Here is a 14488-nt window from a genome sequence, read left to right on the forward strand (position 1 = left end):
CGCCGAACACTGGAACAGCTGACACACAGACATTCACCACAAGGGGGATCGCTGGCCGGCACCCGACACGGGCGCCGGCCAGCGGCACATCTCCATCTCCACCACCGCGCGGGACTACCGGCGGCGGGCTGCCAGCCAGCGCGTGGCCAGGGCGGCGGCGCTGCCCCAGATGCCGCGCCGGAACACCAGCACGACGAGGACGAAGATGCCGCCGGTGACCAGGCCAATCGCCTCGAACCCGGAGAACGACAGCCAGTCCTCCAGACGGACCAGGATGGCCGCGCCGAGCACCCCGCCCCAGAGCGTGCCGATCCCGCCGAGCACCACCACGATGACGGCCTTGCCGGAGGTGGTCCAGTGCAGCACGTCGAGGGAGACGAAGCGGTGGCCGACGGCGAACAGCCCGCCGCCGAGCCCGGCGATGAAGCCCGACAGCACGAACGCGGTCAGCTTGTAGCGGTGTACGGGGTAGCCGAGCGCGCGGGCGCGGGCGGGGTTGTCGCGGATGCCGACCAGCACCCGGCCGAAGGGCGAGTGCACGATCCGCCAGGCGCCGGCCAGCCCGAGCAGCACGATCGGCAGGATCGCGTAGTAGAAGTAGTAGTCGTCGGTGAGGTCCAACCCGAACAGTTCGCGGGGCACGCCCTGCAGGCCGTTCTCGCCCCGGGTGACCGAGCGCCACTCGTTGGCCACGTAGTAGACCATCTGCGCGAACGCCAGGGTGACCATGGCGAAGTAGATGCCGGTCCGCTTCACGGCCAGGTAGCCGATCGGCACCGCGAGCACGGCCGCGGCGAGCGCCCCGGCCAGCACCGCCACCGGGAACGGCAGGCCGGCGTGGATGGCCACCAACCCGGTGACGTACGCGGAGGCGCCCCAGAAGGCCGCGTGCCCGAAGGACATCAGCCCGGTGAAGCCGAGCAGCAGGTCCACGGCGACGGCGAACAGCGCCCAGCAGAGGATGTCCACCGCCACCGCCGGGTAGAGCCCGTTGGGCAGCCAGAACGCCACCAGCAGCCCGACGGCGAGCAGCGCGTACCGGACCCAGCCGGGCGCCCGGGTCACGGCGACCAGCCCCGATCTCGGCGCCGGGCGGCCGGCGTCGGTCGCGGTGTCGACGGTGCTCGTCATGCCGGTGCCTCCTCACGGCCGAACAGCCCGGCCGGACGCCAGAGCAGCACGGCGGCCATCACGATGAAGACGATCGTCTGCGACACGATCGGGAAGTCGGACAGGTACGCCTCGCCCCACGCCTGGACCAGGCCGATGCCGAAGCCGGCGGCCACGGACCCGAAGATCGAGCCGAGCCCGCCGATCACCACCACCGCGAAGACCACGATGATCAGGTCGACGCCCATCAGCGGGTTCACAGCCCGCATCGGCGCGGCCAGCACCCCGGCGAGCGCGGCCAGACCGATGCCGAAGCCGAAGACCGGGGTGACCCAGCGGCCGACGTTGATGCCGAACGCCTGGGTCAGCTCGGCCCGCTCGGTCGACGCCCGCACCACCATGCCGATCCGGGTGCGGGTCAGCACCCACCAGACGCCGACGCAGACGGCGACCGCGAAGCCCAGGATGAAGACCCGGTAGGTGGGGAAGTCGAAGAGCCCGAAGTCGACCGACCCGCTCAGCGCGGACGGGGTCTCGTACGGGCTGGACTGCACGCCGTAGCGAAGCTTCACCAGGTCCTGCAGGATCAGCGTGAGGCCGAAGGTGAGCAGGAAGTTGTAGAGCGGGTCGAGCCGGGTGAGCCGGTGGATGAAGGCCCGTTCCAGTGCCATGCCGAGCAGGCCCAACCCCACCGGCATGATCACCAACGCCGCCCAGAACGGCACGCCCGCCTCGCTGAGCAGGACGTACGCGCCGAACGCGCCGAGCATGTAGAACGCCCCGTGGGCGAAGTTGACCACCCGCAGCATCCCGAAGATGACCGCGAGCCCGAGGGCGAGCAGGGCGTAGAACGCCCCGCTCACCAACCCGTTGAACGTGTTCTGCAAGAAGCCGGTCATGCCCTGGTCACATCTTGCAGTCCGCCGACGGGGCGCGGAACGCCTCGGCGGCGGGGATGGTCTTGAGGACCTTGACGTAGTCCCACGGCTCACTCACCTCGGACTGCGGCTTCACCTGGGCGAGGTAGGCGTCGTGGATGACCCGGTGGTCCTCGGCGCGGATCTTGCCGTTGCGCAGGAAGACGTCCTCGACGGTCTTGCCCTCCAACTCCTTGACCACGGCGTCGGCGTCGTCCGTGCCGGCGGCCTGCGCGGCCTCCAGGTACTGGGTGGCGGCGGAGTAGTTGGCCGCGTGCGCGAAGGACGGCCGGGTGCCCGTCTCCTTCTGGAACCGGTCGGCGAACTCCCGGTTCTTGGCGTCGAAGTTCCAGTACCAGGCGTCGGTGTACGTGGTGCCGGCGAGCGCGGCCGGGGTCAGCGAGTGGATGTCGGTGATGAACATCAGGCCCACGGCGAGCCCGACGCCCTTCTCCCGGAGCTTGAACTCGTTGTACTGCTTGACCACGTTGACCAGCTCGGCGCCGGCCTGCATGGTGCCGAGCACCTGCGGCTTCGGGTTCAGCGTCGGTGCCTTGAGCAGGAACGTCGAGTAGTCGCCGCTGGTGTTCGGGAACGGCGCGCCGTCCTTGCCGACGACGGTCCCGCCGGCCGCCGTGATCGCGCTCGAGAAGCTCTTCTCCATGTCCTGACCGAAGGCGTAGTTCGGGTAGAGGATGTACCAGTTCTTGCCCACCTGCTCGGTGGTGGTCTTGCCGGTGCCGTTGGCCAGCATGTAGGTGTCGTACGCGTAGTGGAAGGTGTACTTGTTGCAGCTCTTGCCGGTCAGGTCGGTGGTCGCGGCGCCGATGTTGAAGTAGAGCTTCTTCTTCTCCTTCGCCACGTCGGCCACCTTCAGCGCCGCCGACGAGGTCGGCACGTCGAGGATGAGGTCGACGCCCTTGCGGTCGAACATCTCGGCGGCCTTGCTGTTGGCGATGTCGGGCTTGTTCTGGTGGTCGGCGGTCTCCACGGTGATGTCGCCGGTCACCGCCTTGTCGCCGTGCTTCGCCTTGAAGTCGGCGATGGCCATCTCGACGGCCTTGACCGAGTTCTTGCCGGACAGCTCGGAGTACGCACCCGACTGGTCGTTCAGCACGCCCAGCACGATCTTGCCCCCGGTCAGCTTCTGGTCCCCGCCCGACTGGGGACCACCGCCGCCGCATCCGGCGACCAGCACCATCGCCGCCGCCGACGCGGCGGCCACACCCACCGTCCTACGCATGCTCATCCCTCCACCCCCACGCGGCGCGCGGGTCGTCGAAATCGAAAAAAATCAGATGCCGAGGTACGACAGCAGCTCGCGTTCCCGCGACTGCACCTCGGAGTTCTCCATCGCCTCCGCGATGCGTCCCTCGGCCAGCAGGTAGTGCCGGTCGGCGACGCCGGTGGCGAAGTGCAGGTTCTGCTCGACCAGCAGCACGGTCACCCCGTGCCGCTTGGCCTCGCGCAGGAGGTCGCCGACCTGCTGCACGAGCAGTGGCGAGAGCCCCTCGGTCGGTTCGTCGCAGAGCAGCAGCCGGGCGCCCATCCGCAGCACGCGGGCGAGGGCGAGCATCTGCTGTTCGCCGCCGGAGAGCATGGTGGCGGCCGAGTCCCGTCGCTCGTAGAGGGCGGGGAACGCCTCGTACACCCGCTCCAGCGGCCACGGATCGGGGCCGACCGTCGGCGGCAGGGTGAGGTTCTCCGTGACGCTCAGCGTGGCGTAGCTGCCTCGGTCGTCGGGGACCCAGCCGAGCCCCAGCCGCGCCCGCCGGTACGCGGGCAGCTTCCCGACGTCCCGGCCGTCCAGCGCCACGGTGCCACGCTGGCCGGCGTGCAGGCCCATCACGCAGCGCAGCAGGGTGGACTTGCCGGCCCCGTTGCGCCCGACGAGGGTCACCACCTCGCCGGCGGAGACGTCGAGGCTGACCTCCCGCAGCACCTGCGCCTCGCCGTACCAGGCGGACAGGTTCTCAATGCGCAGCATCAGCGGCTCCCAGGTATGCGGTGATCACGCGCTCGTCGGCGCGGACCTGCTCGTACGGGCCCTCGACGAGGACCTTGCCGGCCTGCAGGACGGTGACGGTGTCGGCGAGCCGCCCGACCACGCTCATGTTGTGCTCGACCATCACCACGGTCCGGCCCTGCCGGACGCGCGCGATCAGGTCGACGGTGCGGTCGACGTCCTCCAGGCCCATGCCCGCGGTCGGCTCGTCGAGCAGCAGCACCTTCGGGTCCAGCGCGAGGGCGATGGCCAGCTCCAGCGCCCGCTTGCGCCCGTACGCCAGCGCCTCGGCGGGGGCCTCGGACAGCTCGGCCAGCCCGACCATGTCGAGCAGTTCGCCGGCCCGGTCGGTGTAGCGGCGCATCAGCTTCGCCGAGCGCCAGAACCGCCAGCCCAGCCCGCTCGGGCTCTGCAACGCCAGCTCGACGTGCTCCCGCGCGGACAGCTGCGGGAAGAGGCTGGTGATCTGGAACGACCGGGCCACGCCGAGCCGAGCGACCTGCTCGGGCGGCAGCCCGGTGACGTCGCGGCCGGCCAGCTCGATCCGGCCGCCGCTGGGCTGCAGGAACCCGGTCAGCAGGTTGAAGAGGGTGGTCTTCCCGGCGCCGTTCGGGCCGACGAGCGCGTGCACGCTGTCTGCCGCGATGTCGAGGTCGACGCCGTCGACCGCCCGGAAGCCCCGGAAGTCGCGGGTCAGCCCGCGAGCCGACAGGAGCGCTTGCCCGGCCATCGCCTACTCCTTCGTAGGTGTCGCGACGGTCGGGTCGGTGACCGCGGTCACATGGCCGTCGCGTCCTGGAAACCTACGGCCGCGCCGAATGTCGAACTATGTCGATGGACACCACATTCCGGGGCGCCCGGACGTGTGGGAACGCCACTCGCCGCCCGGCCACCCCGGCAGACGACATCGACGAATCTGACTGTCAGGACCGTTCCGTACCACGCCCATGTGGGCGCCCCACGGCCGCGCCCCCGGCTGCGCCCCGCCTTGACCCGTGTCCCTAGGGTGATGGACCCCTCCCGCGAAAGGTGCCGAGCGCATGCCCTTCGGCTTCACTGTTGCGATCATCTTCGCCGCCGGTCTGGCGATCTCCGGCGCGCTCGCGCTCGGCGCGCGCGCCAGTTCGACGAAGCGGACCGCCACCCTGGCGGTGCTCGGCTGCCTCGTCGGCGTGGTGGTGTTCGTCGTCGGCTCCAGTGCCCACTCCGTGCCGATCCGCTCGGTCGGGATCGTCACCAGCTTCGGCAAGCCGACGGGCAAGGTCACCGGCTCCGGCCTGAAGTGGGTCGCCCCGTGGCAGAAGGTCGGCGAGTGGGACGCCGGCCGGCAGAAGTACGACCACATCGGCGGCGAGAACTGCGTCCGGGTCCGCACCGGCACGCTCGCCGACGCCTGCGTCGAGGTGCTCGTCGAGTGGCAGGTCAGACCGGAAAACGCGCCGAAGCAGTTCATGGACTACAAGGGCGACTTCGACAGCTTCCGGGGTCAGCGGGTGGGCGTCCAGCTCGACAGCGCCGTCAACGACGCCTTCGCCACGTACAACCCGCTGGAGAAGATCGACGCGAACACCGGCAACCTGAACGTGGACCTGAAGCCCTTCGCCGAGAGCATCAAGACCAGCGCGGAGACGCGGCTCTCCAGCGACGTCGACATCCTGTCGGTCACGATCACCCGGGTCAACCACGACGACAAGACCGAGGGCAACATCAAGGCCTTCCAGGACAAGCTCGCCCAGACCCGGAACCTGGAGCAGGACCGGAAGAACGCCGCCATCCAGAAGCAGATCACCGAGACGAACGCGAAGGTCGACAAGGTGTCGCGGTGCCTGGAGATCGCCGAGCGCAACGGCAGCAACCCCGGGCTCTGCATCAACCCCGGAATCATCACCGGCGCCAAGTGACGGCTCACCGGCGCTGACGCTCGCCCTGGGCGCGCGCCCCGGCTCAGCCGGTGAGCGCGTCCAGGGCGAGGTCGACGTCGTCCACGGTGGAGTAGACGTGGAAGGACGCCCGGACCCGGCCGGCGCGGACCGCCGCCCGGACCCCGGCCCGCTCCAGCCGCTCCGCCGCGCCGGGCACCTCCACGGTGACGATCGCGCTGTCGCCCGTCGGCCGGCCCAGACCGGCGAGGAACCGGTTGGCCAACGCGACGTCGTGCGCGTGCACGGCGGGCACGCCGATCTCGGCGAGCAGTTCCAGTGCGGGGGCCGTGCCGACCCAGCTGAACCAGGCCGGCGAGATGTCGAATCGGCGGGCGTCGTCGGCCAGGCGCAGCGGCGGGCCGTAGTAGGAGGCGTGCGGGTCGCTGCCCGCGTACCAGCCGGCGGCGTCGGGGCGCAGCCGCTCGCGCAGCGCCGGGGCGAGGTAGGCGAAGGCGGAGCCGCGCGGCGCCATCAGCCACTTGTACGCGCCGACCGCGACCACGTCGGCTCGGCTCGCGTCGAACGGCAGCCAGCCGCACGCCTGGGTGGCGTCCACCGCGACGAGCGCGCCGTGCGCACGGGCCGCCGCGACGATCTCGTCGTACGCGGCGATCGTGCCGTCGGCGGACTGCACCAGGCTGAACGCGACCAGGTCGGTGCCGGCGTCGATCGCGTCGGCCAGCCCGGCCGGCGGCACGGTGCGCACCTGGACGCCCCGCTCGGCCTGCACCAGCCAGGGGAAGAGGTTGGAGGTGAACTCGACCTCCGGCACCACCACGGTCGCGCCGGCGGGCAGCGCGGCGGCGACCGGGGCCAGCAACTGGGAGACGGTGCTGCCGACCGTGACGTCGGCGGCCGGCACCCCGACCAGGCCGGCGAAGGCGGCCCGGGACCGTTCGGTCGCCTCGCCCCAGCCCTCCCAGGAGGTACGCCCGGTCCGCCAGTCGGCCAGCGCCCCCTGCACCGCGTCCCACACCGGGTCGGGTGGCAGCCCGTAGCTGGCGGTGTTCAGCCAACCCGGCTGCGGCTGCCACAGCTTCTGCGCCTGTGCGATCTCCACACCGCCGACGCTAGTCACCCGCGGCGCGTACCGGGACGGCCAATCCCGCACTCGCGGCCCCGGCGCCGGCCCTGGCGGCGTCAGCTCACGTTGGCGGGGCCGAGGACGCTCTTCAGGTCGCCCATCAGCGCGGTGGTGGCCGCCACCCGGAACGGGCCGAGCCGCAGCGTGGTGACCTTGCTGCCGTTGAGCAGCTTGACGTGCACCTCGGTGTCGCCGGGGTGCAGCACCAGGGTCTCCTTGAGCCGCTCGACCAGCGGGGGCGTGCACCGGGTCACCGGGATGGTCAGGGTGATCGGCTTGCTCGCCGGGTTGCTGCTGATGTCGGGCATGGACATGTCCATCGCCATGATGCGCGGGGTGTCGTCGCGCCGGTCCACCCGCCCCTTGACCACCACGATGGCGTCCTCGGCGATGTACTGCCCGATCACCTCGTAGGTGTTGGGGAAGAACAGCGCCTCCACGCCGCCGGCCAGGTCCTCCAGGGTGGCCGAGGCCCAGGCCCGGCCCTGCTTGGTGACCCGGCGCTGCACGCCGGAGAGGATGCCGGCGAGGGTGACCACCGCCCCGTCCGGGACGGTGCCCTCCTCCGACAGCGCGGCGATCGTGCAGTCGGCCGCCGCGCCGAGGACGTGCTCCAGGCCGAAGAGCGGGTGGTCGGAGACGTAGAGGCCGAGCATCTCGCGTTCGAAGGCGAGCTTGTCGCGCTTGTCCCACTCCCCCTCGCCGATCACCGGCATCACGGTGGTGCTGCTGGTGTCCGCGTCGCCGAAGCCGGCGCCGAAGAGGTCGTACTGGCCGACGGCCTCCTTGCGCTTGACGTCGGCGTACGCGTCGATGGCCTCCGCGTGCACCGCGAGCAGCGCCTTGCGGGAGTGCTTGAGCGAGTCGAACGCCCCGGCCTTGATCAGCGATTCGATGGTCTTCTTGTTGCAGACCACCGCGTCGACCTTCGACAGGAAGTCGTAGAAGTCGGCGTAGTCGCCCTTCTCCTCCCGGCAGCGCATGATCGCGGCGACCACGTTCGCCCCGACGTTGCGTACCGCGCCGAGACCGAACCGGATCTCCTTGCCGACCGGGGTGAACGGCCCGGCGGAGGTGTTCACGTCCGGGGGCAGCACCTGGATGCGCATCCGGCGGCACTCCGAGAGGTAGAGCGCCATCTTGTCCTTGTCGTCGCCGACGGAGGTGAGCAGCGCCGCCATGTACTCGGCCGGGTAGTGCGCCTTCAGGTACGCGGTCCAGTACGACACCAGGCCGTACGCCGCCGAGTGCGCCTTGTTGAAGGCATAGCCGGCGAACGGGACCAGCACGTCCCAGACCTTCTGGATCGCCTCGTCCGAGTAGCCCCGTTCCCGGCAGCCGTCCCGGAACGGGATGAACTCCTTGTCGAGGATCTCCTTCTTCTTCTTGCCCATCGCCCGCCGCAGCAGGTCGGCCTGGCCGAGGGTGTAGCCGGCGAGGATCTGCGCGGCGCGCTGCACCTGCTCCTGGTAGACGATCAGGCCGTAGGTGGGCGCGAGGATCTCCCGCAGCGGCTCCTCCAGCTCCGGGTGGATCGGGGTGATCTCCTGGAGGCCGTTCTTGCGCAGCGCGTAGTTGGTGTGCGAGTCCACGCCCATCGGGCCTGGTCGGTACAGGGCGAGGACGGCGGAGATGTCCTCGAAGTTGTCCGGCTTCATCATCCGCAACAGGGAGCGCATCGGCCCGCCGTCGAGCTGGAACACGCCCAGGGTGTCGCCCCGGGCCAGCAGCTCGTACGCGGCCCGGTCGTCCAGCGGCAACCCGAGCAGGTCCAGCTCCTTGCCGTGGTTGAGCTGGATGTTCTTCACCGCGTCGTCGATGATGGTCAGGTTGCGCAGGCCGAGGAAGTCCATCTTCAACAGCCCGAGCGACTCGCACGTCGGGTAGTCGAACTGGGTGATGATGACCCCGTCGGAGTCCCGGCGCATCAGCGGGATGTGGTCGATGATCGGCTCGGCGGACATGATGACGCCGGCGGCGTGCACGCCGGTCTGCCGGATCAGCCCCTCGATGCCCCGGGCGGTGTCGATGACCTTCTTGACGTCCGGCTCGGCCTCGTACATGCCCCGGATCTCGCCGGCCTCGGCGTACCGGGGGTGCTTGGGGTCGAAGATGCCCTCCAGGGGGATGTCCTTGCCCATCACCGCCGGGGGCATCGCCTTGGTGATCCGGTCGCCGACCGCGTACGGGTAGCCGAGCACCCGGGCCGAGTCCTTGATCGCGGCCTTCGCCTTGATGGTGCCGAAGGTGGCGATCTGGGCGACCTTGTCCTCACCCCACTTGTCGGTGACGTACTTGATGACCTCGCCGCGCCGGCGCTCGTCGAAGTCGATGTCGACGTCCGGCATCGAGACGCGCTCGGGGTTGAGGAAGCGCTCGAAGATCAGGCCGTGCGGGATCGGGTCGAGGTCGGTGATGCCCAGCGCGTACGCCACCAGCGAGCCGGCGGCCGAACCGCGGCCGGGGCCCACGGCGATGCCCTGGTTCTTGGCCCACTGGATGAAGTCGGCGACCACGAGGAAGTACGACGGGAAGCCCATCTGGATGATGACGCCCAGCTCGTACTCGGCCTGTTTGACGTGGCCCTCGGGTATGCCGCCGGGGTAGCGCCGGGCCAGCCCGGCGAAGGTCTCCTTGCGGAACCAGGACTCCTCGGTCTCCCCCTCCGGGACCGGGAAGCGCGGCATCAGGTTGTGGAACTCGAACATCCCGGCGGGGTCGACCTTCTCCGCCACCAGCAGGGTGTTGCGGCAGCCCTCCAGCCAGAGGTCGGAGCTGTCGACGGCGCGCATCTCGTCGGCGGACTTGATGTAGTAGCCGCTGCCGTCGAACCGGAACCGGTTGGGATCGGCGACGTTCGCCGCCGTCTGCACGCAGAGCAGCACGTCGTGCGCCTCGGCCTGGGCCTCGTGCGTGTAGTGCGAGTCGTTGGTCACCACCGGCGGGATGTCCAGCTTGCGGGAGATGTCGTGCAGCTCTTGGCGGACCCGGCGTTCGATGCTGATGCCGTGGTCCATGACTTCCAGGAAGTAGTTCTCCTTGCCGAAGATCTCCTGGTACCTCGCGGCGGCCTTGAGCGCCTCGTCGTACTGGCCCAGGCGCAGCCGGGTCTGCACCTCCCCCGAGGGGCAGCCGGTGGTCGCCATCAACCCGTCGGCGTTCTCGGCGAGCAGTTCCGCGTCCATCCGCGGCCACTTGACGAAGAACCCCTCCGTGTACGACCGGCTGGTCAGCTTGAAGAGGTTGTGCAGGCCGGTCTTGTTCCGCGCCCAGATGGTCATGTGGGTGTAGCCGCCACTGCCGGAGACGTCGTCGCTCTTCTGCTCCGGCCGGCCCCAGCGCACCCGCTGCTTGTGGAAGCGTGATTCCGGCGCCACGTACGCCTCGATGCCGAGGATCGGCTTGACCCCGGCGGCCATCGCCTGCTTGTAGAAGTCGTTCGCGCCGTGCATGTTGCCGTGGTCGGTCATCGCCACCGCCGGCATGCCCTGCCGCTTGACCTCGGCGAAGAGGTCCTTCAGCCGGGCCGCCCCGTCGAGCATCGAGTACTCCGTGTGCACGTGCAGATGCGCGAACGAATCGCCCATGCGTGGCGCCCCCCGGGTCGGATCATGGGATGGTCGAGGTCGGTCGGCCTACCCTATCGCCGCCGGAAGAGGCCGCTCCAGACGCCGCGCGGGGCGGAGCGGGCCGGGGTGGTGTGGATCTCCCCGGCCGCCGCCCGGGACGGCCCCGACAGTCGGTTGCCGGACTCGTCCGGGCACGCCGGACGGTGGTGGCCGTAGCCTGGTCGGACGGCATACCGGCGAGCATTGGACGACCTGATGCCCCTCGCGGACGGTATCGAGGACCTGGCCGTGTCGGCCCCGCACGGCGACCCGGCGGCGCTCGACGCGCTGCTGGCCGCGGTGCGTCCGGAGGTGCTGCGGCTGTGCGCCCGCCTGCTGCCCCACCGGGAGGACGCCGAGGAGGCGTGCCAGGACGCGCTGCTCGCGCTGGCCCGGGGCATCACCCGGTTCGAGGGCCGGTCGTCGTTCCACACCTGGCTCTACCGGCTGACGGCCAACCGGGCCCGCTCCACGTACCGGGCGCTGCGCCGGCGCTGGCTGGTGGAGGCCGGCGGCGCGCCGCTGCCCGAGTTGCCGGACCCCCGGCGGACCAGCGTGGTCGCCGGCACCCGGCTGGACCTGCTCGACGCGCTGGACGCGGTGCGCCCCGAACTGGCCGAGGCGGTGACCCTGCGGGACGTCCTCGGGCTGGGCTACCGGGAGATCGCCGACCTGCTCGACGTGCCGGAGGGGACCGTCAAGTCGCGGATCCACGAGGCCCGCCGGCAGCTCCGGCACCGGCTGTCCGGGGAGCCCGCCACCGGCGAGGGGCGGCGGTGACGACAATCCACCGCCGGGGTGGGGCGGTCGGGTCGCGCGGGTCCGGGGGCTTCCGGTTCGCCGCGCAGCGTCTCGCCACGGTCGCGGTGTTCGCCGTGGCCGTGGCCGTGCCCGTCGCGGGGTGCGGCCGCCAGGGCGCGCCGGTCTCACCGCTGCCCGTGCAGCCGCCGGCCGTGGCGACGAGCCAGTCCGTCGGCCCGGCGTCGGCCTCCCCGTCGTCCGCCTTCCCGCCCGCGCCGAGCGCGCCCGGCCCGTCCGCCGTCGTCCCGCCGACCCGACGGCCCCCGCCGGCCCCGCCCCCGACGACCGCCGCCGGGCGTACGCCGACCGCGACGTCGTCGCCGGGCGGACTGCCCGGCACCTGTCACGGGGCCGTGCGCTACGACCTGGTGCTGGCGGAGACCGAACTGGCGCTGCTCACCTCGCTCTGCTTCGCCACCGGTGGGGTGCTACGGATCATCGGCATCGGCCCCGGCGAGGTGACCGTGGACCGGGAGGACCTCGTCTCCCGCAGCTACGAGGCGGGGGTGGTGGACGTCCGGTTCGTCCGCCCCGGCACCGTGGCCGTGCGCATCCCGCAGGGCGGTACGACGCACACGGTCACGGTGGTGGTGCGGTGACTCCGACGCGAGGGAGGGTGGGGCGACCGCCCGGCGGGCAACCCCGTCGATGCCCGGCCCCTTGACGTCGGGCTGACCAGCCCTTTCCCTAGGCTGGACCGTCATGACGGAGCGGAAGACGATTCTCGTGACCGGCGCGACCGGCAACCAGGGCGGCGCCACCGCACGCCGGTTGCTCCAGGACGGCTGGCAGGTGCGGGCGCTCGTCCGCGATCGGGCCAAGCCGGCGGCGCGGCGCCTCGAGGAGCAGGGCGCCACCCTGGTCGAGGGGGACATGGACGACGCCGATTCGCTCCGCGAGGCGATGCGCGGTGTCCACGGTGTCTTCAGCGTCCAGGCCCTGGCGCACACTCCCGACACCCTCGCGGCCGAGGTCAGGCAGGGAAAGACCGTCGCCGACGTGGCCGAGGAAACCGGTGTCGCACACCTGGTCTACAGCTCGGTGGGCGGTGCGGAACGCCGGACCGGGATCGACCACTTCGAGATTAAGGCCGAGATCGAGCGACACATCCAGGCGTTGGACCTGCCCGCGACCATCCTGCGCCCGGCGTTCTTCATGAACAATCTTCTCCACTACGCCGACGTTCGGGGCGAACGCGTCCTGCGGCTGCAGGTCGTACCCGACCGACCGCTCCAGATGATCGCCTCGGACGACGTCGGCCGCATCGCCGCGCACGCCTTCGCGCACCCCTCCGACCACCTCGGCACGCAGATCGAGATCGCCGGTGACGAACTCACCTTCACCCGGGTCGCCGAGATCTACGAGGCGCTCACCGGCACCCCGACCCGCCTGGAACCGCAACCCATCGACCAGCGCATGTACGCGTGGTTCGCCGAGAGCGGATACCAGGCCGACATCGCCGGCCTGCGGAACCGGTTCCCCCGGCTGCTGACGTTCGAGGAGTTCCTGCGGGACCGCCTCGGCCAGGCGGCGGCGTCCGCACCGCACGGCGACCGGGCCGGAAGGCCGGCGGATCGGGGCGGGCCCCAGGGCGGCTAACCCACCGCCACCCCGGCCAGCAGCGTGTCGACGAAGTCGGCCCGGCTGCCGGCCGGGGGCGTGATCTGCACGTAGACCAGCCCGGCACGGCCGGGCGCGAGCCCGGCGGCTTCGACGACCTCGGGCCGGCCCTGGTCGCAGGTGAACCGGGCCACCACCCAGTCCACGCCCGCCTGCCGGGTACGGCGTACCGGCGCGGCCACGCACGCCGCGTGGGGACGCTCGGCGACGAATCCCGCCGGGCTCGTACGCGCGGCGATGCTGGGCGACAGGCCGACGAAGGCGCCCGGCACGGTCGGGTCGACCGCCCACCGGTGCGGGTCGGGCGACATCACCAGGGCCGGTTCGAGCCGGCCGTCGGGGCCGTACTGGCCGGCCCAGCCGGTGCCGGTGGCCCGCCATCCAGGCAGCAACCGGACCGTCACCGGCCCGCTCGTCCAGGTCCCGGCGGGCCGACCGACGGTCGCGGCGTCGCCCGCCGTGGCCCCGACCGCGACCACCGCCGCGACACCCAGACCCACGGCCCCGAGCCGCCGTCGGCCCGGCCGCCGGTTCCCCACGCGCGTCGGTCCGCCCGCGCAGGACGGCGGGGGCGGACCGGCGGCCCTGCCGGGCGGGACGGGATCCGGCCGGGCGGGCGCGGCGGCGGCGCGCCGCAGGGCGGCACGGAAGACGGTGGCGTCCGGGTACCGGTCCTCGGGCCGGGATGCGGTGGCCCGGCGGAGCACGGCCGTCACCTGCGGCGACACGCCCTCCCGCAGCCGGATCGCCCCACCCGCGGGCAGCTGGCCGCCCGACACGCGCTCCGCGTCCGCGCCGAGGAGCCGCACACCGAGCCGGCCCAGCCCGTACACGTCGGCGCGGGCGTCGACGACGGCGAAGGGGTCGTCCTGCTCCGGTGCCATGTAGCCGGGGGTGCCGGCCCGGACGGTGAGACCGGAGGCGGCGGCGAGCGCCTTGGCGAGCCCGAGATCGGCGATCAGCACCCGCTCGCCGTCCGGACCCGACCGGAACAGGACGTTGCCCGGGGCGAGGTCGCGGTGCACCACGCCGTGGCGGTGCAGGACGGCGACGCCGGCAGCGATCTCGGCCAGCAGGTCCAGGGCGGCCGGCGCGGGCACGGGACCGGCGGCCAGCCGGTCGCGCAGGCTGCCGCCGTCGGCCCAGGCCAGGACCGCGTACGGCCGACCGTCGGCCAGCTCGCCGACCGCGTGGACCCGGACCAGCCGCTCGTCGTCGAGCCGCCGCAGCAGGCGGGCCTCGTCGAGGAACCGCTCCCGCACCCGCAGGTCGTGGTGCCAGTTCTCGGCCAGCACCTTGATCGCGACCCGGGCGTCGAGCACCGGGTCGTGGCCCAACCAGACCGTGGCGAACGACCCCACGCCGAGCAGCCGCTCGATCCGGTAGGGCCCGATCCGCGCCGGACTGGTCACCGCACCACC

General features: G+C 71.7%; 12 protein-coding genes. 4 read left to right on the plus strand and 8 right to left on the minus strand.

All coding sequences use genetic code 11. The features are described from left to right. Positions 1-114 precede the first annotated feature (114 nt). The 5 genes from AB0G14_RS25560 to AB0G14_RS25580 are packed head-to-tail and all read right to left on the minus strand — an operon-like array spanning position 115 to position 4762. A complete protein-coding gene (locus AB0G14_RS25560; RefSeq protein WP_357701463.1) occupies positions 115-1131 on the minus strand; it encodes a branched-chain amino acid ABC transporter permease in 1017 nt (338 codons plus the stop codon). Beyond that, a complete protein-coding gene (locus tag AB0G14_RS25565; RefSeq protein ID WP_357701465.1) occupies positions 1128-2009 on the minus strand; it encodes a branched-chain amino acid ABC transporter permease in 882 nt (293 codons plus the stop codon). Before AB0G14_RS25565 ends, AB0G14_RS25560 begins: the two co-directional genes overlap by 4 nt. A 7-nt stretch (positions 2010-2016) precedes the next feature. Then, positions 2017-3276, minus strand: coding sequence for an ABC transporter substrate-binding protein (locus AB0G14_RS25570; protein WP_357701467.1), 1260 nt, complete (start codon positions 3274-3276; stop codon positions 2017-2019). A gap of 45 nt (positions 3277-3321) precedes the next feature. Next, on the minus strand, positions 3322-4014 hold the full coding sequence (locus AB0G14_RS25575; RefSeq protein ID WP_357701469.1) for an ABC transporter ATP-binding protein: 693 nt from the start codon (positions 4012-4014) through the stop codon (positions 3322-3324). Further along, positions 4001-4762: an ABC transporter ATP-binding protein gene (locus AB0G14_RS25580; protein WP_350685486.1), complete on the minus strand. Its 762-nt coding sequence runs from the start codon at positions 4760-4762 to the stop codon at positions 4001-4003. Before AB0G14_RS25580 ends, AB0G14_RS25575 begins: the two co-directional genes overlap by 14 nt. 310 nt (positions 4763-5072) lie before the next feature. Here AB0G14_RS25580 and AB0G14_RS25585 point away from each other — a divergent pair, with 310 nt between their 5' ends. Then, positions 5073-5933 (plus strand): SPFH domain-containing protein, encoded by an 861-nt coding sequence (locus AB0G14_RS25585; protein WP_357701471.1) that lies wholly within the window; start codon positions 5073-5075, stop codon positions 5931-5933. A 43-nt stretch (positions 5934-5976) separates the two neighbouring features. On the opposite strand, the gene AB0G14_RS25590 is transcribed toward AB0G14_RS25585, so the two are convergent. Further along, positions 5977-7014 (minus strand): aminotransferase class V-fold PLP-dependent enzyme, encoded by a 1038-nt coding sequence (locus AB0G14_RS25590; protein ID WP_357701473.1) that lies wholly within the window; start codon positions 7012-7014, stop codon positions 5977-5979. Positions 7015-7094: 80 nt separating this feature from the next. Continuing rightward, positions 7095-10625, minus strand: a complete 3531-nt coding sequence (gene dnaE, locus AB0G14_RS25595) for a DNA polymerase III subunit alpha (protein WP_357701475.1) — start codon at positions 10623-10625, stop codon at positions 7095-7097. Between the two features lie 237 nt (positions 10626-10862). Here dnaE and AB0G14_RS25600 point away from each other — a divergent pair, with 237 nt between their 5' ends. From AB0G14_RS25600 to AB0G14_RS25610, 3 genes are all read left to right on the plus strand, one after another. Further along, positions 10863-11426 (plus strand): RNA polymerase sigma factor, encoded by a 564-nt coding sequence (locus AB0G14_RS25600; protein WP_357701477.1) that lies wholly within the window; start codon positions 10863-10865, stop codon positions 11424-11426. Then, the gene (locus tag AB0G14_RS25605) at positions 11423-12046 is read left to right on the plus strand and encodes a hypothetical protein (protein WP_357701479.1); all 624 of its coding nucleotides are present in this window, start codon (positions 11423-11425) and stop codon (positions 12044-12046) included. The genes AB0G14_RS25600 and AB0G14_RS25605 overlap by 4 nt, the downstream gene beginning before the upstream one ends. Before the next feature lie 103 nt (positions 12047-12149). Continuing rightward, entirely contained in the window at positions 12150-13046 is an 897-nt protein-coding gene (locus tag AB0G14_RS25610) for an NmrA/HSCARG family protein (protein ID WP_357701481.1), read from the plus strand. On the opposite strand, the gene AB0G14_RS25615 is transcribed toward AB0G14_RS25610, so the two are convergent. Beyond that, complete coding sequence (locus AB0G14_RS25615) at positions 13043-14479, minus strand: serine/threonine-protein kinase (RefSeq protein WP_357701483.1); 1437 nt, start codon at positions 14477-14479, stop codon at positions 13043-13045. The two genes, AB0G14_RS25610 and AB0G14_RS25615, sit on opposite strands and share 4 nt — an antisense overlap. Positions 14480-14488 lie beyond the last annotated feature (9 nt).

This window comes from Micromonospora sp. NPDC023814 (assembly GCF_040639595.1).
GTDB lineage: Bacteria > Actinomycetota > Actinomycetes > Mycobacteriales > Micromonosporaceae > Micromonospora.

Coding starts and splice junctions, on each gene's coding strand:
- AB0G14_RS25560 (WP_357701463.1), bottom strand. CDS start 1,131: ATGACGAGCACCGTCGACACCGCGACCGACGCCGGCCGCCCGGCGCCG.
- AB0G14_RS25565 (WP_357701465.1), bottom strand. CDS start 2,009: ATGACCGGCTTCTTGCAGAACACGTTCAACGGGTTGGTGAGCGGGGCG.
- AB0G14_RS25570 (WP_357701467.1), bottom strand. CDS start 3,276: ATGAGCATGCGTAGGACGGTGGGTGTGGCCGCCGCGTCGGCGGCGGCG.
- AB0G14_RS25575 (WP_357701469.1), bottom strand. CDS start 4,014: ATGCTGCGCATTGAGAACCTGTCCGCCTGGTACGGCGAGGCGCAGGTG.
- AB0G14_RS25580 (WP_350685486.1), bottom strand. CDS start 4,762: ATGGCCGGGCAAGCGCTCCTGTCGGCTCGCGGGCTGACCCGCGACTTC.
- AB0G14_RS25585 (WP_357701471.1), top strand. CDS start 5,073: ATGCCCTTCGGCTTCACTGTTGCGATCATCTTCGCCGCCGGTCTGGCG.
- dnaE (WP_357701475.1), bottom strand. CDS start 10,625: ATGGGCGATTCGTTCGCGCATCTGCACGTGCACACGGAGTACTCGATG.
- AB0G14_RS25600 (WP_357701477.1), top strand. CDS start 10,863: ATGCCCCTCGCGGACGGTATCGAGGACCTGGCCGTGTCGGCCCCGCAC.
- AB0G14_RS25610 (WP_357701481.1), top strand. CDS start 12,150: ATGACGGAGCGGAAGACGATTCTCGTGACCGGCGCGACCGGCAACCAG.